The sequence below is a fragment of the Streptomyces sp. NPDC059255 genome (assembly GCF_042752355.1).
Taxonomy (GTDB): domain Bacteria; phylum Actinomycetota; class Actinomycetes; order Streptomycetales; family Streptomycetaceae; genus Streptomyces.
Map to the genome: position 1 here is coordinate 53,312 of NZ_JBHYZP010000032.1, position 19,432 is coordinate 72,743.

15 protein-coding genes are annotated in these 19,432 nt (G+C 71.0%); 7 read left to right on the forward strand and 8 right to left on the reverse strand.

What is annotated here, in order from left to right:
* Window positions 1-14: 14 nt before the first annotated feature.
* Both ACFXKG_RS30170 and ACFXKG_RS30175 read right to left on the reverse strand, forming a co-directional pair.
* The gene (locus tag ACFXKG_RS30170; protein WP_384845786.1) at window positions 15-1,328 is read right to left on the reverse strand and encodes an ABC transporter substrate-binding protein; all 1,314 of its coding nucleotides are present in this window, start codon (window positions 1,326-1,328) and stop codon (window positions 15-17) included.
* Window positions 1,325-2,512: an ROK family protein gene (locus tag ACFXKG_RS30175; RefSeq protein ID WP_384845788.1), complete on the reverse strand. Its 1,188-nt coding sequence runs from the start codon at window positions 2,510-2,512 to the stop codon at window positions 1,325-1,327. Before ACFXKG_RS30175 ends, ACFXKG_RS30170 begins: the two co-directional genes overlap by 4 nt.
* A 112-nt stretch (window positions 2,513-2,624) precedes the next feature.
* Here ACFXKG_RS30175 and ACFXKG_RS30180 point away from each other — a divergent pair, with 112 nt between their 5' ends.
* From ACFXKG_RS30180 to ACFXKG_RS30195, 4 genes are all read left to right on the forward strand, one after another.
* On the forward strand, window positions 2,625-2,906 hold the full coding sequence (locus tag ACFXKG_RS30180; protein ID WP_384845790.1) for a GH36 C-terminal domain-containing protein: 282 nt from the start codon (window positions 2,625-2,627) through the stop codon (window positions 2,904-2,906).
* Between the two features lie 208 nt (window positions 2,907-3,114).
* Window positions 3,115-7,008, forward strand: coding sequence for a glycoside hydrolase family 2 TIM barrel-domain containing protein (locus ACFXKG_RS30185; protein WP_384845792.1), 3,894 nt, complete (start codon window positions 3,115-3,117; stop codon window positions 7,006-7,008).
* Window positions 7,009-7,192: 184 nt separating this feature from the next.
* Window positions 7,193-9,526 carry a hypothetical protein gene (locus tag ACFXKG_RS30190; RefSeq protein WP_384845794.1) on the forward strand — a complete coding sequence of 778 codons (2,334 nt, stop codon included), beginning with the start codon at window positions 7,193-7,195 and terminating at the stop codon, window positions 9,524-9,526.
* 67 nt (window positions 9,527-9,593) lie between these two features.
* Window positions 9,594-10,724 (forward strand): mandelate racemase/muconate lactonizing enzyme family protein, encoded by a 1,131-nt coding sequence (locus ACFXKG_RS30195; protein ID WP_384845796.1) that lies wholly within the window; start codon window positions 9,594-9,596, stop codon window positions 10,722-10,724.
* 200 nt (window positions 10,725-10,924) lie between these two features.
* On the opposite strand, the gene ACFXKG_RS30200 is transcribed toward ACFXKG_RS30195, so the two are convergent.
* The 3 genes from ACFXKG_RS30200 to ACFXKG_RS30210 are packed head-to-tail and all read right to left on the reverse strand — an operon-like array spanning window position 10,925 to window position 13,107.
* Window positions 10,925-11,488 carry a TetR/AcrR family transcriptional regulator gene (locus ACFXKG_RS30200; protein WP_384845798.1) on the reverse strand — a complete coding sequence of 188 codons (564 nt, stop codon included), beginning with the start codon at window positions 11,486-11,488 and terminating at the stop codon, window positions 10,925-10,927.
* Window positions 11,489-11,516: 28 nt separating this feature from the next.
* Complete coding sequence (locus ACFXKG_RS30205) at window positions 11,517-12,902, reverse strand: amidase (RefSeq protein WP_384845800.1); 1,386 nt, start codon at window positions 12,900-12,902, stop codon at window positions 11,517-11,519.
* Window positions 12,889-13,107: a hypothetical protein gene (locus ACFXKG_RS30210; protein WP_384845802.1), complete on the reverse strand. Its 219-nt coding sequence runs from the start codon at window positions 13,105-13,107 to the stop codon at window positions 12,889-12,891. Before ACFXKG_RS30210 ends, ACFXKG_RS30205 begins: the two co-directional genes overlap by 14 nt.
* Window positions 13,108-13,325: 218 nt before the next feature.
* Between ACFXKG_RS30210 and ACFXKG_RS30215 the strand changes: the two genes are divergently transcribed.
* Complete coding sequence (locus ACFXKG_RS30215; protein WP_384845804.1) at window positions 13,326-14,252, forward strand: MBL fold metallo-hydrolase; 927 nt, start codon at window positions 13,326-13,328, stop codon at window positions 14,250-14,252.
* Window positions 14,253-14,297: 45 nt separating this feature from the next.
* Here the strand turns inward: ACFXKG_RS30215 and ACFXKG_RS30220 are convergent, their stop codons facing one another.
* Window positions 14,298-15,218, reverse strand: a complete 921-nt coding sequence (locus ACFXKG_RS30220; protein WP_384845806.1) for a helix-turn-helix domain-containing protein — start codon at window positions 15,216-15,218, stop codon at window positions 14,298-14,300.
* A gap of 117 nt (window positions 15,219-15,335) precedes the next feature.
* Between ACFXKG_RS30220 and ACFXKG_RS30225 the strand changes: the two genes are divergently transcribed.
* Window positions 15,336-16,379 (forward strand): NAD(P)-dependent alcohol dehydrogenase, encoded by a 1,044-nt coding sequence (locus tag ACFXKG_RS30225; RefSeq protein ID WP_384845808.1) that lies wholly within the window; start codon window positions 15,336-15,338, stop codon window positions 16,377-16,379.
* Between the two features lie 40 nt (window positions 16,380-16,419).
* On the opposite strand, the gene ACFXKG_RS30230 is transcribed toward ACFXKG_RS30225, so the two are convergent.
* Window positions 16,420-17,388 carry a threo-3-hydroxy-L-aspartate ammonia-lyase gene (locus tag ACFXKG_RS30230; protein ID WP_384845810.1) on the reverse strand — a complete coding sequence of 323 codons (969 nt, stop codon included), beginning with the start codon at window positions 17,386-17,388 and terminating at the stop codon, window positions 16,420-16,422.
* Window positions 17,389-17,492: 104 nt separating this feature from the next.
* On the reverse strand, window positions 17,493-18,335 hold the full coding sequence (locus ACFXKG_RS30235; protein WP_384845812.1) for a FadR/GntR family transcriptional regulator: 843 nt from the start codon (window positions 18,333-18,335) through the stop codon (window positions 17,493-17,495).
* A 230-nt stretch (window positions 18,336-18,565) separates the two neighbouring features.
* Here ACFXKG_RS30235 and ACFXKG_RS30240 point away from each other — a divergent pair, with 230 nt between their 5' ends.
* Window positions 18,566-19,330 (forward strand): LamB/YcsF family protein, encoded by a 765-nt coding sequence (locus ACFXKG_RS30240; protein ID WP_384845814.1) that lies wholly within the window; start codon window positions 18,566-18,568, stop codon window positions 19,328-19,330.
* Window positions 19,331-19,432 lie beyond the last annotated feature (102 nt).

A 19,432-nucleotide genomic window follows, 5' to 3' on the forward strand; every position in this document is an offset into this window, starting at 1 on the left:
GGGCCGGGGGCGGATCAGCCGGAGAAGAAGCGCCCGCGCTGGGACTCGATCTTCTTCAGCGTGGCCGCCCCGTCGTCGGGGTGGCCGAGCCACTGCGTCAGGCCGGGCAGCACGACGGTGGAGACGAACCCGGGATCGCTGTCGCGGTCGCCGAACTGGGTGATGTGCCGCGCGGCGCCGATCAGCTCGGCCGACTTCTTCTGCAGCGCGTTGTATGTGCTGGTGTCGGCCTTGCTGTGAACGGCGACATTGCTCGGGTCGACACTCAGGTAGATGCTCTCCGCCTCGGCGCTGCCGAGGAATTCGAGGAACTTCCGCGCGCCTTCGGCGTTCTTGGGCTTGCGGCTGAGCATGAATCCGTCGGTCGGCGCCTCGACGCTGTCCCTGCCGTGCGCCGGGTCGATCTCGGGGAAGGGGAAGAAGTCGATGTCCTCGCGCAGTGCCTCGTCGGTGACCTGCTGGCCGAGGAAGAGTCCGATGACGGCCATGCCGGACTTCTTGTCGAGCAGCGACTGCGCCGCGTCCTGCCAGGAACGCCCGCCGCCGCCCGGCTGGTAGTACGGGGCGAGTTCCCGCCACAGGTCGAGGACGGTGTTCATGCGCCGGTCGCTCCAGGCCACGCCGCCGCGCATCAGATCCATGTGGAAGTCGTAGCCGTTGGCACGCAGGTTCAGATAGTCGAAGGCGCCGAGGACGGACCAGCTGTCGCCGCCGCCGTAGCCGGAGGCGATCGGGGAGAGCCCGTCCTTCTTCATCTTCTTGGCCAGCGCGACGAACTGCGCCCAGGTGGCCGGCGCCGTGTAGCCGCGCTCCGCGAAGACGCTCTTCCGGTAGAAGACGGCCCACGGGTAGTTGTACAGCGGAACGAAGTAGTACGTGCCGTCCGTACCCCGGGAGAGCTGTTTGGCCGCCTCGCTGAAGCCGGAACCGATGGTCTCCCACACGTCGTCGACCGGACCGGCCAGCTTCTTCTCCGCGAAGTACCGCATGCGGTAGCCCGCGAACCAGGTGAAGGTGTCGTCCGGGGTGCCCTGGAGATAGCTGGAGATGCTCTTCTGGAAGGTGTCGTGGTCGACCGTGTTGGTCTTGGCCTTCAACCCGGTCTTCTCGGTGAATGCCCTGGTCATGGCCGCGTACGCCTTCTTGGGGGTGGCGTCGGCGCCGTTGGACCCGAAGGTCACGGACTTCGGATCCGCGGCGGGAGGACCGCCTCCGCACGCCGCCAGGGCAGGCCCGGCGAGGGCGGCGGCGCCCACTCCCATCAGCCCGTTGAGGACACCGCGTCGTCCCGGACCACCGGTGGCGGGCGTGCGGCTCTGCTGCGTCATCGCTTCTCCCGGAAGGTGTCTGACCCTGTGAAGGTCTGGATCGCGGTGGCCGCGGCCCCGCGCGCCCACTCCTCGAACGGCAGCGGACGGATGATCACGTCGCACTGATCGGCGGTACTGAAAGCGGTCGCGGCGAACGCTTCCTTGATCTGGGCGGCGAACAGGTCGTACGCCGCGAGTCCCTCGCCCGAGATGATCACGCGCTCGGGGCCGAGCAGATTGACCACCGCGCCGATCGCCCGGCCGATCGCCGCGCCCGCGTCCGCGTATGCCGCGCGGGCCTCCGGACGTCCGCCGTGCGCCAGTTGGAGCGCCTGCGCGGGGCCGGCCGGGGACTCGCCCGTGTCGCGCCGGATACGGCGCACGATGGCCGAGTCCGAGGCGATCGCCTCGACGCAGCCGTGGTTGCCGCAGTGGCACAGCGGTCCTCGCGGATCGATGGACAGATGGCCGATCTCACCGGCCACGCCGTGCGCCCCGGAGACCACCCGCCCGTTGACCACCAGGCCGCAGCCGATCCCGGCACCGACGGTGATCAGGGCGAAGTCGGTGAGTCCCACTCCGGCGCCGAACCACTGCTCGGCGACCGTCAGCGCCCGGACGTCGTTGTCCACGGTGGCGGGCAACCCGGTCGCCGCCGCCGTGAGTTCGGCGAGGGCGATGTCACGCCAGTCGAGGAACGGGGAGTAGCGGACCACTCCGGCCGCCCGGTCCACATCGCCGGAGACGGCGACCGCGAGGCCCCGCACCCGTACCCCGAACCCCTCGGCCTCCGTCCTCAATTCCTCCGTCAGTTCCGCGATCACGGCGATCACGGCACCGGGCGCACGATCGGTGAGCGCCACGTGGCGGGCCAGCCGGATCCGGCAGCACAGGTCCGCGAGGACCGCGATCACCTCGTCGGCCGTCACCTTCACACCGATGAACAGGGCCCGGCCGCCGTCCACCCGCACCGGGTTGGCGGGCCGGCCGACGGCGGGCGGGGCACTGTCGTCGGCGGCCTCGACGAAGTACCCGGCCGCCAGGAGCGGGCGCACGGCCTTGGTCACGGCGGCCGACGAGAGGCCGGTGCGCCGGGAGAGCTCCACACGGGAGAGCGGGCCCTGGGAGAGCACGGTGGTGAACACCAAGGAAGCGGCGGGGGTGGCCGCGGGGAAGGCCTCCACTGGGTCGGTCGTCGGCATGGGCCGGAAACGTAGGTGAGTTAATTTCCTCTGTCAATAAAAAAAGCAGGAGTCCTCAGAAACGAAAGTTGATCAGCCTCACATCCTGCAAAGGGCGGATGAGATACGTCCCGTGCTCCGCAACTCCTGGGAAGCCACCGGCTTCGGCCGTCCGACAACACCGACGCGGCCGACCGGGCGGAAACTCTGGGTGCTCGCCTGGCGGCGGGCGCCCCGCCGGGGTCGGCCGCAGCTGCCCGTCCACCTCGCCGGCCTCGGCCCGGCGGCGGTCCACCGGGACGTGACGACCGGGGTCACGCACCACGCGACCGTACTGATGGAGCACGGACTGCCACTGGAGCTACCGGCGGGGGACTGGGCGGGCACGGCGGTCCATCTGAAGCGGGTGTCATGACACCCATCAGGAACCCCCATCAGGAACGCACAGATTCCGACAGGATCATTGATTCGTTTGTGATCGAGTCCTAGGGTGAGGCTGACCCGGTGACCTCACCGTCATCTCCCGTGTCATCTGACGCAGCGTCAAGTTCCTTACGCACACGCCGTATTCGAGCCTTGATCAGGAACGTGGTTTCCCGTTCGCTCCGAGGAAGGTCACGGACATGCCGCACCCGCACGTGTCTCCCACGGCCGTCAGCCGCCGTCGTCTCCTTGAGGGCGGAGCCGCCGTCCTCGGCGCGCTCGCCCTGTCCACGTCGCCCGTACCGTCCTACGCGGCCGGCCGGCGCGAGGCGGTCGCCGGGGCCCCGGAGTGGAACGGCCGTATGAATGTCTTCCGGCTGGGAGCCGAGCCGGCGCACACCACCCTGATGCCGTACGCGACCCTCGGCCAGGCGCTGGCCGCCGACCGCACCCGCTCGCCGTACCGGCTCACGCTGGACGGCACGTGGAAGTTCGCCTACGCCGACCGCCCCGACGACCGGGATGCCGACTTCCACCGCACCGATCTCGACGACACCTCCTGGGACAGCATCCCCGTCCCCTCCGCGTGGCAACTGCACGGCTACGACTTCCCGATCTACGTGAACATCACATACCCGTGGTGGGGCGCCAACGGCCAGGGCGAGGAGGCGCAGCCGCCGGCCGCCCCCACCCGCTACAACCCCGTCGGTCAGTACCGCCGCACCTTCACGGTCCCGCGCGACTGGGCGGGACGGCGGACCTTCCTGCACTTCGAGGGAGTGAAGTCCGCCCACTACGTCTGGATCAACGGCGAGCTGGTCGGCTACCACGAGGACTCCTACGATCCCGCCGAGTACGACATCACCCGGTACCTCAAGCCGGGCACCAACCAGATCGCGGTCGAGGTCTACCGCTACTCCGACGGCGACTGGCTGGAGGACCAGGACATGATCCGGCTGAGCGGTATCTTCCGCTCGGTCCACCTGTACTCCACACCCGCCGTGCATCTGCGCGACTTCAAACTCGACACCCCGCTGAGCGACGACTACACGGCGGCCGAGCTGTCGGTCACCGCCAGTGTGCGCGACTACGGTGGCGAGGGCGCCGGCCGGTACGCGGTCGAGACCCAGCTGTACGACGCCGGCGGGCACCCGGTGTGGAGCCGGCCGCTCCAGCAGACCGTCACGCTCGACGCCGGCGAGGAGACGACCGTACAGGCGGCGAAGGCCGTGCCCGCGCCGCGCCTCTGGTCGGCCGAGCATCCGCACCTCTACACCGCAGTGCTGCGCCTGCGCGATCCGGCGGGCAAGGTGGTCGAGACCCTCTCCCACCGGGTCGGCCTGCGCGAGTTCGCGCTCAAGGACGGGCTGATGCGGATCAACGGCAAGCCGGTCTCCTTCCGGGGCACCAACCGGCACGAGATGCACCCGACCCACGGCTCCGCGCTCACCCGCGCCGACATGGTCGAGGACATCGGCGTCATCAAGCGGCTGAACATCAACACCGTCCGTACCTCGCACTACCCCAACAACCCGCTGTGGCTGGAACTCGCCGACGAGTACGGCCTGTACCTCGTCGACGAGACCAACCTGGAGACCCACGGCATCCGCGGCGAGTACCCCGGCAACCACGCCGAGTGGACCGAGGCATGCGTGGCCCGCGCCCAGAACATGGTCCACCGCGACAAGAACCACGCGTCCGTGGTCATCTGGTCGCTCGGCAACGAGGCGGGCGGCGGCAGCACGTTCAACGCCATGTACGACTGGATCCGCTCCTACGACACCACCCGCGTCATCCAGTACGAGGGCGACGACCGCCCGGGCATCAGCGACATCCGCTCCGAGATGTACGACAGTCCCTCCCGCGTCGAGGCGCGGGCGAAGGACACGGGCGACACCCGGCCGTACGTCATGATCGAGTACTCCCACGCGATGGGGAACTCCAGCGGCAACTTCAAGAAGTACTGGGACCTCGTCCGCCGCTACGACGTGCTCCAGGGCGGCTGGATCTGGGACTTCGTCGACCAGGCCCTGAGCTGGCCCACCCCCGTGCGCAAGCTGCTCACCGAGTCCGGGCCCGCCGCACTGAACGGCGAGGTCATCGCCCCCAGCGGCACCTTCGCCCGCGCCACGGGAGTCTCGGGCGGCACCGTCTTCGCCCGGGACGCGAGCCTCGACCTCACGGGCTCGTTCACGCTGGAGGCATGGGTCACCCCGGGCGTCACCGGCTATCACCAGCCGATCATCGCCAAGGGAGACACCCACTACGCCCTGAAGCAGTCCGGCCGGACCCTGGAGTTCTTCATCCACGACGGCGGCCAGTGGGTCACCGCGAGCTGGCCGCTGCCGGACGACTGGACCGGCCGCGAGCACCATGTGGCGGGCGTCTTCGACGCCGGGGCCGGCACGCTGACCCTCCACGTCGACGGCGCGGTCCGGGCCACCCGGACCGCCCCCCGGGGCCCCGCCGTCAACACCGCGCCGCTGGCCCTGGCCACCGATGTCGACAACCCGACCCGCGAGTTCAGCGGCACCATCCGCCGGGCGCGTGTGTACGCGCGGGCGCTGAGCGCCACCGAACTGGCCTCGGGCAGCCGCGGCCCCCGTGACGAGGGCGTACGGTTCTGGTTCGACGCCGCCACCGTCGGCCTCACCGAGAAGCGGCCCCGCGACAGGACGTTCCTCGCCTACGGCGGCGACTGGGGCGACAACCCCAACGACGGGGCGTTCTCCGGGGACGGCATCGTCACCGCCGACCGCGGCAGCACCGGCAAGGCCGTCGAGGTCAAGCAGATCTACCAGGCGATCAACGCCGCGCCCGTCGGCGGCGACACCGTCACCTCGGGCCGGGTTACCCTCACCAACGAGTACCTCTTCACCAACCTCCGTGAGTTCGACGGGCATTGGTCCCTCGCCGCCGACGGCAAGGTCGTCCAGCGCGGCAGGCTGAGCCGCGACCAGCTGGACGTCGCCCCCCTCACCAGCAAGGACATCACGGTCCCCGTCAAGGTCCCGGCGAGGCCGGCCCCCGGCACGGAGTACTTCCTGCACCTCTCCTTCACCACCAAGGAGCGGGCCAAGTGGGCCGAGGCCGGCTTCGAGACGGCCAAGCAGCAACTGCCCGTCGCCGCGGGCAGTCCGGCCGTGACGCCGGTGGCGCTGGAGACCGTACCGGCGCTGCGCCACGAGGAGAGCGAGAAGACCGTCACCGTCACGGGAAGAGGCTTCTCCGTCACCGTCGACAAGAGCACCGGCACCATCACCTCGTACGAGGCCCGGGGCGTCCGGCTGGTCACCTCGGGCCCCGTGCCGAACTTCTGGCGGGCGCCCACCGACAACGACCGGGGCAACGGCCAGCACACCCGCAACCAGACCTGGCGTGACGCCGGCTCCCTGCGCGAGGTCACAGCGGTCGGCGTCCGCGCGCTGCGGGACAAGGCCGTCGAGATCAAGGTCAGCGGCACACTGCCGACGACCGTGGAGTCGGCGTACACCACCACCTACACCGTCTTCGGCAACGGCGAGATCAAGGTCGACCACACCCTGCACCCGGGTGCGTCGAGCCTGCCCTACCTCCCCGAGGTCGGCACCCTGCTGTTCCTGCCGAGACACCTGGACCGCCTGCACTACTACGGCCGCGGTCCCGAGGAGAACATGTGGGACCGCAACAACGGCACCGATGTGGGCCTGTACTCGGGCACCGTCGCCGGGCAGTGGACCTCCTACCTGCGCCCGCAGGAGAACGGCAACAAGACCGACGTCCGCTGGGCCGCGCTGACCGGCCGTGACGGAGCCGGCCTGCTCGTCTCCGGCGAACCGCTCCTGGAGGTCAACGCCTCGCACTTCACCCCGGAGGACCTGTCGGCCGGAGTGCGCCACGACTACCAGCTCACCCCGCGCGACGCGGTCGTCCTGCGCCTGAACCACCGCCAGATGGGTGTGGGCGGCGACAACAGCTGGGGCGCCCACACCCACGACGAGTACAAACTCCTCGCCGATCGCGACTACTCCTACACCTACCGGCTGCGCCCCCTCACCGACGTCGGCGAGGCGACGTCGGCGACGCGTCGGCCGACGGCGGGGGAGTTCGCGTAGGGGCCGGATACATCGGATGCGTCGGTTCGGCTGGCGGCATTCTGAGTGGAGGAGAAATGAGAGCTCCCGTTTCACCTGCGGATTTACCGATACGGAAATTCCGATACGTCGGAGGTCTTCCCCTGCTGCGGTAAGGCCCTGCACCATGCCAGGAGGTTCACCACCTGACATGGGAGGCGTATACGTGACCCCGACGACAGGGAACGGGATCTCTCGACGAGGCGCGATCGGCACGGCGGCCGCGGTCGCGGCCGCCGGCTGGTCGGCCGGGTCCGGTGCCGTCCTGGCGGCGCCCCGGGACTCCGCCGGAGCGCGGAGCTTGCACGAACGGGTGGTCAGGGCCGCCGCCCTGCGGTGGCGGCGGATGCCCGGCGACTGGAAGGACGGCCCCTTCCTCGGCAACGGCCTGCTCGGCGCCCAGGTCTACCGGGGTGCGACGCCCAACTCGGTGAAAGTCATGGTCAGTCACGGCCAGGTGCAGGACCAGCGGCCGCAGTGGCGCGCCCCGTACGGCTTCTCCCGCCTGCCCATCGGCCACTTCGACCTCACGCTCGCCGGTGAGGTGACCGGCATCGACTGGACCCTGGACCTCTGGGACGCCGAACTGCGCGGCACCATCACCACGACCCGGGGCAGCGTCCGCTTCTCGATGCTGGTGCACAACACCCGTACCGCGCTGCTGATCTCCACCCGGCCCAGCGCGGGCGAGGAGGCCGCGGCCTGGTCGTTCACCTGGCTGCCCGCGACCTCGCCGCGTACCAAGGACAAACCCGCCGACTACACCGGCAACCCCGACCCCCGCACCGGCTCCGCGCGGGGGACCGGATACGTGGAACAGCCGCTGATCGCGGGCGGCGGCTGGACCACCGCCTGGCGCGAACGGCGCTCGGGCACCGCCAGGCTGCTCGCCGCGCACATCGTCTACCGCTTCCCCGACGACCTGTCGGGCACGACGGAGTCGGCCCTCTCCGAAGTGGCCCGCACCCTGGCCGTGGACCCGGACCGGCTGGTACGCGAACACCGCGAATGGTGGCACCGCTTCTACCGGCGCAGCCTGCTGTCGTTACCCGACAAACGCATCCAGGACTTCTACTGGATCCAGCTCTACAAGGCCGCCTGCGCCACCCGGGCCGGCGGGCCCTCGATGTCCGAGTGGGGGCCCTGGTACCCGGAGACCGGCGGCAGTTGGACCGCGGTCTGGTGGAACCTCAACGTGCAGATCGCCACCTGGCTGATCCAGGGCTCCAACCACCCCGAACTCGACTCCGTCACCTCCACCTTCAAGGACTTCGAGAAGCACCTGCCGGTCTCCGTCCCGCCCGAGTACCGGGACGGCCGCACCTACGCCCTGGCCCACCCCTCGGACTGGACGCTGCGGCCCGGCGCCAAGACCGTCGGCATCCCCGGCACCTCCACCAAGACCGACAACAACGGCAACCTCATCTGGGCCCTGCACAACATCTGGCTCAGCCACCGCCACACCATGGACATCGGGATCGTGCGCGACGTCCTCCACCCGATCCTCGTCAACGCGGTGAACTTCTACGACCACTTCCTGTACGAGGGCGGCGACGGACGCCTCCACCTGCCGCTCACCCGGTCACCCGAGTGGGCGGACGCCACCGACTGCACCTACGATCTCTCCCTGCTCCGCTGGGGCTGCGCCACCCTCCTCGACTGCCTGACCGTGCTCCGTACCGACCACCCGCGCGCCGGCCGCTGGCGCGAGATCCTCACCCGGCTCGTCGACTACCCGCGTGACACGACGGGGATCATCATCGGCGCCGGAAAGCCGCTCACCGAATCCCACCGGCACTTCTCGCACATGCTGTGGCTGTATCCCCTGCACGAGCTGACCTGGGACCGGCCCGCCGACCGGGACATCATGCGGACCACGTTCGACCACTGGGTCAAGGACCGTGGCCTGTGGGCGGGTTACAGCTACGCCGTCGCCTCCGTCATGGCCTCCCTCATGGAACGGCCCGAAGAGGCCCTGGACTTCCTGACGTACTTCACCGACGGCAATGTCGTCCACCAGAACTGGGGCGCCCGGCTGACCCCGAACACCATGTACGTCGAGGACGGCAATCTCGGCACGGAAAGCCCGCTGGCGGCGGCCCAGTCGGTCCTGGAGATGGCCGTGCAGAGCCATGGCGGCGTCGTCCGGGTCTTCCCCTCGGTGTCGTCACGCTGGCCCGACCTCTCCTTCCAGTCCCTGCGCACCCAGGGCGCGTTCCTCGTCGACGCGGACCGGTCGGGCGGCCGGACCCGATGGGTACGGGTCCACAGCGAGGCCGGCGCGCCCCTCGTCCTCGACCACGGCATCGACGGCGCGGTCGACGTACGGGACGAGCGGGGCCGGCGGCTGCGCCACCGGGAGACGGCGCCCGGCCGGGTCGAGATCGCGCTCGGCCGGGCGGGGACCGCCGTGGTCAGCCCCCGCGGCACCCGCCCGGACCTGGGTCCACGGGAGGTGCCCGCCGTCGGTGAGGCCAGGCCCTGGGGGCTGCCGGACTGAGCCCCGGCGCCCGCGACGGCTCGTACGGCCCAGGTACGGCCCCTCCGCCGAAAGGACCCCGCACCCCATGTCGCGCATCACCGCGGTCGACGTCTTCCCCGTGGCCGTACCCTTCGCCCGTCGGTTCGTGCTCGGCAGTGGCACCGTCGGCACCCCGGACCGGGCGGGTACGGTGATCTTCGTCCGGCTGACCACCGAGGACGGGGTCGTCGGCTGGGGCGAGCAGCGGGCCCTGCCGAGCTGGAGCTACGAGACCGCCGAGACGATCGCCGTGGTCATCAAGCGGCATCTCGCCCCCATCCTGCTCCAACTCAGCCCTTTCGATGTGGAGTTGTTCCACGCACGGGCGAACCGCCTACTGGCCCCTTCGGTCTCCGGCGGCTTTCCGTTCGCCCGGGCCGCCGTCGACATCGCCCTGCACGACGCGGCGGGCAAACTGGCGGGGCTGCCCGTGCACGCCCTGCTGGGCGGCAAGGTGCGCGACACCGTGCCACTCTGCTCGGCCATCGGGGTGGGGGAGCCGTCCGAGGTGCGCGAGCACGCGCGGGCCTCCGCCCACTACCCGGCGTACAAGGTGAAGATCGGCGGAGACCCGGACGCCGACGCCGCGGCCGTCACGGCCGTCGCCGAGGTCGCCGGGGGCAAGCCCATCTGGCTGGACGCCAACCAGTCCTACCCGCCGAGCGCGCTCAGGCACCTGCTGCGCGCTCTGCACGGCATACCGGGGATCCACTGTGTGGAACAGCCCGTGCCGAGCACCGACCTCCTCGCCCTGCGGCGGCTGCGGAGCATGATCGACCTCCCGGTCGCCGTCGACGAGGGCAGCTTCACCGCCCAGGACCTGGCGCGCGTCATGCGCCTCGACGCCGCGGATCTCGTGGTCCTCAAGATCTGCAAGTCCGGCGGCATCCGCAACGCCCTCAAGACCGCCCAGGTCGCCCTGGCCGGCGGCCTGGAGGTGCTCGGCAGCGGCCTGACCGACTGCGGCATCGGCTTCGCGGCGGCGCTGCACCTGTTCAGCCAACTGGAACTGGCCCTGCCGGCCGAGCTGAACGGACCCGAGCTGCTGTCCGGCCTGTACGTCGACAAGCTGGACATCGTCTCGGCCGTCGCGACCGTCCCCACCGCTCCCGGCCTCGGTGTCGAGGTCGACGAGGAACGCATCCGCGCCGAGTCGACGGACCTGGCCTTCGCCTGACCCGTACCTCCCCGCGACCGGCGCGGGGAGGTACGGGCCTAGGGTCTGTTGTTTGGATCAGGCTGGATCAGGGAGCGGGGTCTGGTTCCGTGGATCGCAAGGCGGAGGAGGGAGGCGACGCGGAGCGTCGTCGACCGACGACAACGCGGCGAGGCGCGGTGCCAGGGCACGCGAGCCCAGCATGATCCAAACGACAGGCCCTACGCCGGTGCGCCGAGGAACCCGGTCACCAGACGGCGGGCGTAGGCGGCGTCGAGCTGGTCGGGGCGGAAGAGGAGGCGGTACATGACGGGGGCGACGACGCGGTCGAGGACCGTGCCGACTTCGGGTGTGTCCTCGCCGCGGCCGGCCGCCCGGGCGAGGATGACGTCGATCTGCTCGGCCGCGTAGGCCGAGCACTGACCGGCGTTGCCGCCGTCCGGGTCGCCGAGCAGGGCGTCACGGATGTAGGCGCGGCCCGAGGGGGAGGCCATCTCCTCCAGGAACTGCTCGGCCCAGGCCCCGAGATCGGAGCCCAGGTCCCCCGTGTCCTCGGGCGGCGCCTCCGGCCGCAGGCGTTCGACCGCGACGTCCGACAGCAACTCCTGCAGATCGCCCCAGCGGCGGTAGACCGTGGAGGGCGTGACACCGGCACGGCCGGCGATCAGGGGCACCGTCAGCGCCTCCCGGCCCACCTCCGACTCCAGTTCCCGTACGGCGGCGTGCACCGACGCCTGCACCCGGGCGCTGCGCCCTCCGGGGCGCGCCATTGGTCTGGGACTCATACAGTCAGCTTAACGCAATTTCATTGCTTCAAGAGGTCGTGGCGCCGAGGCGTGCCTGCTCGTACGCGTGCCCCGCCTGCAGCAGCACGGCCTCACCGAGGGGCCGGCCGAGCAGTTGCATGCCGATCGGCAGGCTCGCCGTGTCGTGGCCGACGGGCAGGGACAGTGCGGGCACGCCGGTGATGTTGGCGGGGGCCGAGAGGCGTACGTAGGCGTCGGAGACACCCTCGGTGGTGCCGTCGGGCCAGGTGATGGTGGACTGGCCGGTCTCCACCGCGGTCGCCGGGACCGTCGGGGCGGCGATCATGTCGACCTCCTTCAGCAGCTCCGCCCAGGCCTGCCGCATGAGGGTGCGGGCGCGCTGGGCGCGCAGGTAGTCCCCGGTGGGCAGGAGTTCGCCGGCTTCGAGGAGGGCGCGTACGTCCGCCTGGTAGAGCTCGGGGACCGCGCGCAGTGTGCGCTCGTGGTAGGCGGTGGCCTCGGGGACCATCAGGCCCCAGTGGGTGGCCCGGAGGTAGCGCGTCATGGGGATCTCGACCTCGACGAGGCGTGCGCCGAGGCTCCGGAGCTGGTCGACGGCGCTCCGGACGGCGGCCTCGACCTCGGGGTCGATGTGGTCGAAGTAGAAGGTGCGCGGCACACCGACCCGCAGCCCGGTCAGGTCCGTCACCGCGCCCGGCCGGTACGCGGAGGTGTCGGGCGTGGCCAGGGAGGCGGGGTCGCGGGGGTCGTGGCCGGCCAGGGCGGCGAGGACCAGCGCCGCGTCCTCGACGGTGCGGGTGATCGGCCCGACGTGGTCCAGCGACCAGGACAGGGACGTGATGCCGTGCCGGGGGACGAGGCCGTAGGTCGGCTTGAGGCCGACGACGCCGTTGAGCGCGGCGGGCACCCGGATCGATCCGCCGGTGTCGGTGCCGAGGGCGAAGGTCGCGCCGCCCGCGGCGACGGCCACGGCGGACCCGCCGCTGGAGCCGCCGGCGATCCGGTTCCGGTCCCGGGCGTTGCTGGTCTGCGGGGTGATCAGACCGTAGGCGAACTCGTGTGTGTGGGTCTTGCCGACCAGGATCGCGCCGGCCGCGGTCAGCCGGGCGGTGACCGTGCTGTCGGCCCGCGCGCGGTGCTCCGCGCGGACCCGGGAGCTGGCCGTGGTGGCCATGCCGGCGACGTCGATCAGGTCCTTCAGCCCCATGGGGATGCCGTGCAGTGGGCCACGCACGCGGCCCGCCGTGATGTCGCGTTCGGCCGCGCGCGCCGCCGCCCGGGCCTGCTCCGCCGTGACGGTGACATAGGCCCCCAGGAGTGGCTCCACCTCCTCGGCGCGGTCGAGGACGGAGTCCACCAGCTCGACAGGGGAGAGCCTCCGCTCCCGGATCGCGTCGGCGGCTGCGGCGAGGGACAGTTCATACGGTCGCATCGGGCTCCTCCCCTTCCGTCTCTTCCGCGCGGTAGGCGGCGGCCGGTGGTGTGTCGGCGAAGTCCAGTTCGCGCAGAACCGCGACGACGGAGTGGATGTGGTTGACGGTGGCGGCCACCGCGGCGTGGCGGTCGGCCGGCAGGGGGAGCCCGGCACGGCCGGCCCAGCGGGCCGCTTCCGGTGGTGTGAGGTCATCGGCGGACATGAGCGCTCTCTCCTGTATCTGCAGGGGGCGAGGGAGTTCCAGCCGCAAAAGCTAACAGTTTGCGTTAATGCGCGCCAGGTTCTACGGTGACTTAACGCAAACAGGTTGCGTTTGGTGCGAGGGTCCCCTGCCCGGCGTCACACCGGGCCGCCCTCGCACCGCGCATCAGAACGGCGCACCGCACGGCGCACTTCACCCCTCCCAGGAAGCGAGCGACCATGAAACCCCCACCGGCCCACGGGGCCACCGCCCTCCCTTCCTGGACGGTGGGCGACGTCACCGTCCATCGCATCGACGAAGTCCTCCTGCCGCCCGCCGTCGGCCCCTGGCTGCTGCCCGACGCCACCAGGGACGTCGTCGACCGGCACGATTGGCTGCGCCCCGACTTCGCCGACGGGGACGGCACCCTGCGCATCGACAGCCACAGTTTCGCCTTCACCGTCGGCGGGCTGCGGGTGCTGGTCGACACCGGCATCGGCAACGGCAAGACACGGGCCAACCCCGCCTGGCACGACCTGCGGACCGACTACGTCGAGCGCCTCACCGCCGCCGGGTACGCCCCGGAGAGCGTCGACCTGGTGATCCTCACCCACCTGCACACCGACCACGTCGGCTGGAACACCCGGCGGGTGGACGGCGCCTGGGTCCCCACCTTCCCCCACGCCCGCTACGTCACCTCCCGCGCCGAGCGGGAGTTCTGGGCCGCCCACGCCATGGACGAGCCACGCGAGCAGATGTTCCGCGACTCCGTGATCCCGGTCGAGGAGGCGGGACTGCTCGACCTCGTCGACGTACCCGCCGAGGGCGTCGAGACGGCCCCCGGCCTGCGCCTGATCAGCACCCCCGGACACACTCCCGGCCACATCTCCCTCAAGCTCATCAGCCAGGGGGAGACCCTGCTGATCACCGGGGACTGCGTCCACCACCCGGTCCAGCTCGCCCATCCCTCCATCGGCGCTTGCGTCGACATCGATCCGGAGCGGTCCGAGGCCTCGCGCCGCGAGCTGCTCGGCTCGCTCGCCGACACCGACACCCTGGTGCTGGGCACCCACTTCCCGCCGCCCACCGCCGGCCGCGTGATCACGTACCGGGGCGCCTACCGGCTCGTACCCGTCCCCCCGGCCCCCCGAGCGGCCGCGCGGTGACCCCACCCGCACGGCCCCGGACAGCCCCGCTCACACCGCGAGGTCTCAGGAGTGTGGAGTCCGGCTGTCCGCCCTGACCGTGTCCGTGCCCCAGCTCGCCAGGAGGCGCAGTGCCTCCGCCGCCGCGGAGCCCGGCTCCGCGTGGTACACGCACAGGAACTGTTCGTGGTCGTCCGCGAGGTGCATCGTCTCGTACGCGAGGGTGAGGTCGCCGACCAGCGGATGCCGCATCCGCTTCACGCCGTGGCCCTTCTCCTTCACGTCGTGCGTGGCCCACAGCCGCCGGAACTCGTCGCTCTTGACGGAGAGTTCACCCACGAGTGCCGACAGGTCCGGGTCCTGCGGATGCTGGCCCGCGTACAGCCGCAGATAGCTGACGATGTCGGACGCCTTGGAGTCCCAGTCCAGGAACAGCTCGCGGTAGTCGGGGGAGAGGAAGGTCAGCCGCGCCCAGTTGCGCTCCCCGGGAGGCAGCTTGCCCCAGTCGCCGAAGAGCGCCGCCGCCATGCGGTTCCAGGCGAGGATGTCCGAGCGCGCCCCGCTGATGTACGCGGGCATGCCCTCCATCGACTCCAGCAGCTGCTGCAGCGCCACCCGCACCTGCTGCCGCCTGGCCACCCGGTACTTCCTGCGCTGCTTCGGCTTGGCGAGGTGGGTGAGGTGTGCGTGCTCGGCATCGGTCAGGCGCAGGGCGCGCGCGATGGCGTCGAGCACCTCCGCCGACACATTGCGCCCGTTGCCCTGCTCCAGGCGTGTGTAGTACGCCACCGAGACCCCGGCCAGCTGTGCCAGTTCCTCCCGCCGCAGCCCCGGCACCCGCCGGTGCCGCCCGTGCGAGGGGATCCCCACGTCCTCCGGTTTGAGCCGGGCCCGCCGGGTGTGCAGGAACTCGCTGAGTTCGGCCCGGCCGTCGAGGCCGTCGGGGAAGGCTGCCGGTCCGTCGTCCGTGGCGGGGATGTCGTCCATGCCTCCCAGTATTCCCCGTCGTACGACCAGGTTCCTGACCCCGCCAGTAGTAGGACCACTGGACGTACGCAAAGCGGTGACCTGGGTGAACAGAGTTCGTGGAGGCACTCTGGGGACATGACCACATCTGTTGCCGCATACGCCGCTCCCAGTGCCAAGGCCCCGCTGGAGCGCACCACCGTCGAGCGCCGCACGGTCGGCGAGTTCGACGTTCTGATCGACATCAAGTTCGCCGGCATCTGCCACTCCGACATCCACCAGGCCCGTGAGGGCTGGGGCGAGGCCATCTTCCCGATGGTGCCCGGTCACGAGATCGCCGGTGTCGTCGCCGAGGTCGGCCCCGGCGTGACGAAGTTCAAGGCCGGCGACCGGGTAGGTGTCGGCTGCATGGTCGATTCCTGCCGTCGTTGCGAAAACTGCCTGGCCGGGCGGGAGCAGCACTGCCTGGCCGGGAACGTCGGCACGTACAACGCCGTCGGCCGTGACGGCGAGCCCACCTACGGTGGGTACTCGCAGAAGGTCGTCGTCGACGAGAACTTCACGGTCCGTATCCCGGACGGGCTGTCGCTGGACGTGGCCGCGCCGCTGCTCTGCGCCGGTATCACCACGTACTCCCCGCTCAAGCACTGGGGCGCCGCGCCCGGCAAGAAGGTCGCCGTGGTCGGTCTGGGCGGCCTCGGTCACATGGCCGTCAAGATCGCGCACGCCCTGGGCGCCGAGGTCACGGTCCTGTCCCAGTCGCTGCGCAAGAAGGACGACGGCCTGAAGCTGGGCGCCGACCACTACTACGCCACCAGCGACCCGGCCACCTTCGAGAACCTGGCCGGCACCTTCGACATCATTCTCTCCACGGTGTCCGCGCCTTTGGACTTCGGCGCGTACCTGGGCCTGCTGAAGACGGGCGGCGCTCTGGTGAACGTCGGCGCCCCCGAGGAGCCCGTGGCCCTCAACCTGTTCTCCCTGATCAGCGGGAACAAGACCCTCGCGGGTTCGGCGATCGGCGGCATCGCCGAGACCCAGGAGATGCTCGACTTCTGTGCCGGGCACGGTCTCGGCGCCGAGATCGAGCTGATCGAGGCGAGCCGGATCAACGAGGCGTACGAGCGCGTGCTCACCTCGGACGTCCGCTACCGCTTCGTGATCGACACGGCCACGATCTGAGCTGAGCGGCGGTCCCCCGGTCCGCGACCGCCCGGGCCTGTCAGCCGTTGATGATGTCGGTGAACCGCCGGATGTCGATGTTTCCCCCGGAGGCGATGACACCGATCCGCCGGGGACGGCCCCCGATCCGTCCGGCGAGCAGGGCGGCCAGGGCGGTCGCGCCGCTGGGTTCGAGGACGATCTTCAGCCGTTCGAAGGCGAAGCGCATGGCGCCGCGGATCTCGTCGTCGCTCACGAGGGCGATGCCGTCCACGAGCCGCTGGTTGACGGCGAAGGTGATCTCGCCGGGGGTGGGCAGGGCCTGCCCGTCGGCGAGGGTCCGGGGGACGGGGATGGTGACGCGTTCGCCGGCCTCCAGGGAGCGTTTGGTGTCGTCGCCGCTGTCGGGCTCGACACCGACGGTGCGGATACCGGGGTACAGGGCCTTGGCGGTGAGGGCGCTGCCGGCCATGAGACCCCCGCCTCCGACGGGTGCGACGAGTGTGTCCAGTTCCCCGGTCTCCTCGAAGAGTTCGAGGGCCGCGGTGCCCTGCCCGGCGATGACGTGCGGGTGGTCGTAGGGAGGGATGAGCGCGAGGCCGCGTTCGGCGGCGAGCGCCTCGCCCAGCGCGGTGCGGTCCTGGGTGTAGCGGTCGTACGTGACGATCTCCGCGCCGTATCCGGCGGTGGCCTCCCTCTTCGACCGGGGGGCGTCCTCGGGCATCAGGATGACGGCGCCGGTGCCCAGTTCCCGGGCGGCCAGCGCGGCGGCCTGGGCGTGGTTGCCCGAGGAGTACGCGGCGATGCCCCGTGCCAGCTGCCCGGGGGACAACTGCGCGGCGGCGTTGTAGGCGCCGCGGAACTTGAAGGCGCCGACGCGCTGGAAGTTCTCGCACTTGATGAACACCTCCGCGCCGACGCGGGCGTCGAGGGTGCGGGAGGTCAGCACCGGAGTGCGGTGGGCGACGCCGTCGAGGCGTACGGCGGCCTCGCGGACGTCGTCGAAGGTCACGGGCAGGGCGGCGGCCATGGGGGTGTCCTGGTCCTCTGACGGTCGGGGCGGGGGAGCGCGTCAGGCGCCGGGGCGGGGCGGCCGTACGCGCGACGGCGCACGCCCCGGACCCGGGGAGGCCTTCAGGGTCGCTCGGCGGGATCCTGCCGGGTCCGCGCGGCGGGACCGGCCTTCTCCGCGCCCCCGTCCTCGGGGAGCAGGCTGGAGATCGGAACCTCGCTCACCCCGCGCTCGGCCAGCGCCCGGGCCCGTACCTCGGCCAGATGTGTCACATGGTCGAGCAGGCGGGCGCGGGCGCGCTCCGGCCGCTGATCGCGGATCGCCTCGAAGAGCGCCGTGTGCTGGGCCTGGATGAGATCGCGGTCGAGGAGTTCCACGAAGACCGTATTGGTCAGCGGGCGTACGAGATGGACCGAGGTCATCGCGAGTTCGAGGATGCGGTTGCCGGACGACCGGGTGATGGCGGTGTGGAATTCGAGGTCGGTGGCGAGCCACGCGGCCATGTCGATCGCCGGATCCAGGGCGCGTTCGAGGGGCGCGGCCATCGCCGCGAGGTCCTGCTCGGTGCGCCGTTCGGCGGCCAGGGCCACGCACTGCAGCTCCAGGGCCACGCGTGCCTCGTCCACCTCGCCGACCGACACGTCGCCCGCCCGGAACCAGAGCATGATCGCCTCGCTGAGCCGTGAGGCGACATCCTCGGCCGCGGGCACCACCACATAGGTCCCGCCCGCGCTGCCCCGGGTGGAGCTGATCATTCCGCTCGCGAAGAGCAGCTTCAGCGCCTCACGTGCCGTGCCACGGGCGACGTCGAAGGCCGCCGCCAGCTCCAGCTCCGTCGGCAGCCGGTCGCCGGGCTCCCACTGCCCGGCGAGGATCGCCTGACGCAGTTGCTTCGCGATCTGACCGGACGCGTCGCGCCGTGTCAGCGCCTCGGGCCGGAACACGGACGTCTTCGCTTCCCCCACGGACCCTCCTCCAAAGAGATCTGTTCGTTACCTCGGACACACTTGCATGACACGGGACAGCCACTACTGTCCAATGTTAGACATTGGACGTCGGACCGATCGTGCGTTTCTTGAGGCTATCGTGCCCCCTTCCCCCGGGCGCCGTGCCTCCGATCGCCCGCCGTACGGCGACACCCCATGACGCCCGGCCGACCCGGGGGCGTTCCCCGTCACGAGAGGCGGACATAGCGATGAGTGCGCACATCGACCTGAACTGCGACATCGGCGAGGGCTTCGGTCGCTGGCAGATGCCCGCCGACGCCGAGCTCATGGAACTGGTCAGCACCGTGAACGTCGCCGCCGGGTTCCACGCCGGCGATCCGTCGACCCTCCGCGCCACCGTCGACCGGGCGGCGGGGCACGGGCTGGACATCGGCGCGCATGTGGCGCTGCCGGATCTGGTCGGATTCGGCCGACGCCGCATGGACCTGTCCGCACAGGAGGCCTACGACATCTCCCTCTACCAGATCGGCGCGGTCGCCGGGTTCGTCCGCGCGGCGGGCAGCGCGCTGACACACGTCAAACCGCACGGCGCGCTGTACGTGATGGCCAGCGCCGATGTGACGATCGCGGACGCGATCGCCCGTGCCACGGCGGCCGTCGACAGCTCGCTCCGGCTCTTCCTGCTCGACGCGCGCTTCGCCGGTCACGTGCGCGACGCGTACGGGGTCCACGTCGAGCCCGAGGGCTTCCCGGACCTGGCGTACTCACCGGACGGCCGGCTCGTGCTCGAACGGACCAAGGAGCCCCGGCCGCCCGAGCGGGTGGCGCGCCGTGCCGTGCGCATGGTGACCGAGAACGTGGTCGACGCGACCGACGGCTCCGCGGTCCCGGTCCGGGCCCGCACGCTGTGTCTGCACAGCGACGCGCCGAACGCCGCCGCGACCGGCCGGGCGGTGCGGGACGCCCTCGCCGCGCACGACATCACCGTGCGCCCGCTCAGCGGCCTCGGCTGACGCCCTCGTACGACGGTCCCGGCGGCCTCGCCCGACCACCCTTGCCGGACACCCTCCCGCCCGACCGGTCCCGCCCCCGGTCCCACCGCTGATCCCCTCGGA

Bases quoted from the DNA above. Each gene is read 5' to 3' on its own strand.
- ACFXKG_RS30220 (WP_384845806.1), bottom strand. From the start codon at position 15,218: ATGGACGACATCCCCGCCACGGACGACGGACCGGCAGCCTTCCCCGAC.
- ACFXKG_RS30205 (WP_384845800.1), bottom strand. From the start codon at position 12,902: ATGCGACCGTATGAACTGTCCCTCGCCGCAGCCGCCGACGCGATCCGG.
- ACFXKG_RS30230 (WP_384845810.1), bottom strand. From the start codon at position 17,388: ATGGCCGCCGCCCTGCCCGTGACCTTCGACGACGTCCGCGAGGCCGCC.
- ACFXKG_RS30175 (WP_384845788.1), bottom strand. From the start codon at position 2,512: ATGCCGACGACCGACCCAGTGGAGGCCTTCCCCGCGGCCACCCCCGCC.
- ACFXKG_RS30210 (WP_384845802.1), bottom strand. From the start codon at position 13,107: ATGTCCGCCGATGACCTCACACCACCGGAAGCGGCCCGCTGGGCCGGC.
- ACFXKG_RS30200 (WP_384845798.1), bottom strand. From the start codon at position 11,488: ATGAGTCCCAGACCAATGGCGCGCCCCGGAGGGCGCAGCGCCCGGGTG.
- ACFXKG_RS30240 (WP_384845814.1), top strand. From the start codon at position 18,566: ATGAGTGCGCACATCGACCTGAACTGCGACATCGGCGAGGGCTTCGGT.
- ACFXKG_RS30215 (WP_384845804.1), top strand. From the start codon at position 13,326: ATGAAACCCCCACCGGCCCACGGGGCCACCGCCCTCCCTTCCTGGACG.
- ACFXKG_RS30195 (WP_384845796.1), top strand. From the start codon at position 9,594: ATGTCGCGCATCACCGCGGTCGACGTCTTCCCCGTGGCCGTACCCTTC.
- ACFXKG_RS30225 (WP_384845808.1), top strand. From the start codon at position 15,336: ATGACCACATCTGTTGCCGCATACGCCGCTCCCAGTGCCAAGGCCCCG.
- ACFXKG_RS30185 (WP_384845792.1), top strand. From the start codon at position 3,115: ATGCCGCACCCGCACGTGTCTCCCACGGCCGTCAGCCGCCGTCGTCTC.
- ACFXKG_RS30170 (WP_384845786.1), bottom strand. From the start codon at position 1,328: ATGACGCAGCAGAGCCGCACGCCCGCCACCGGTGGTCCGGGACGACGC.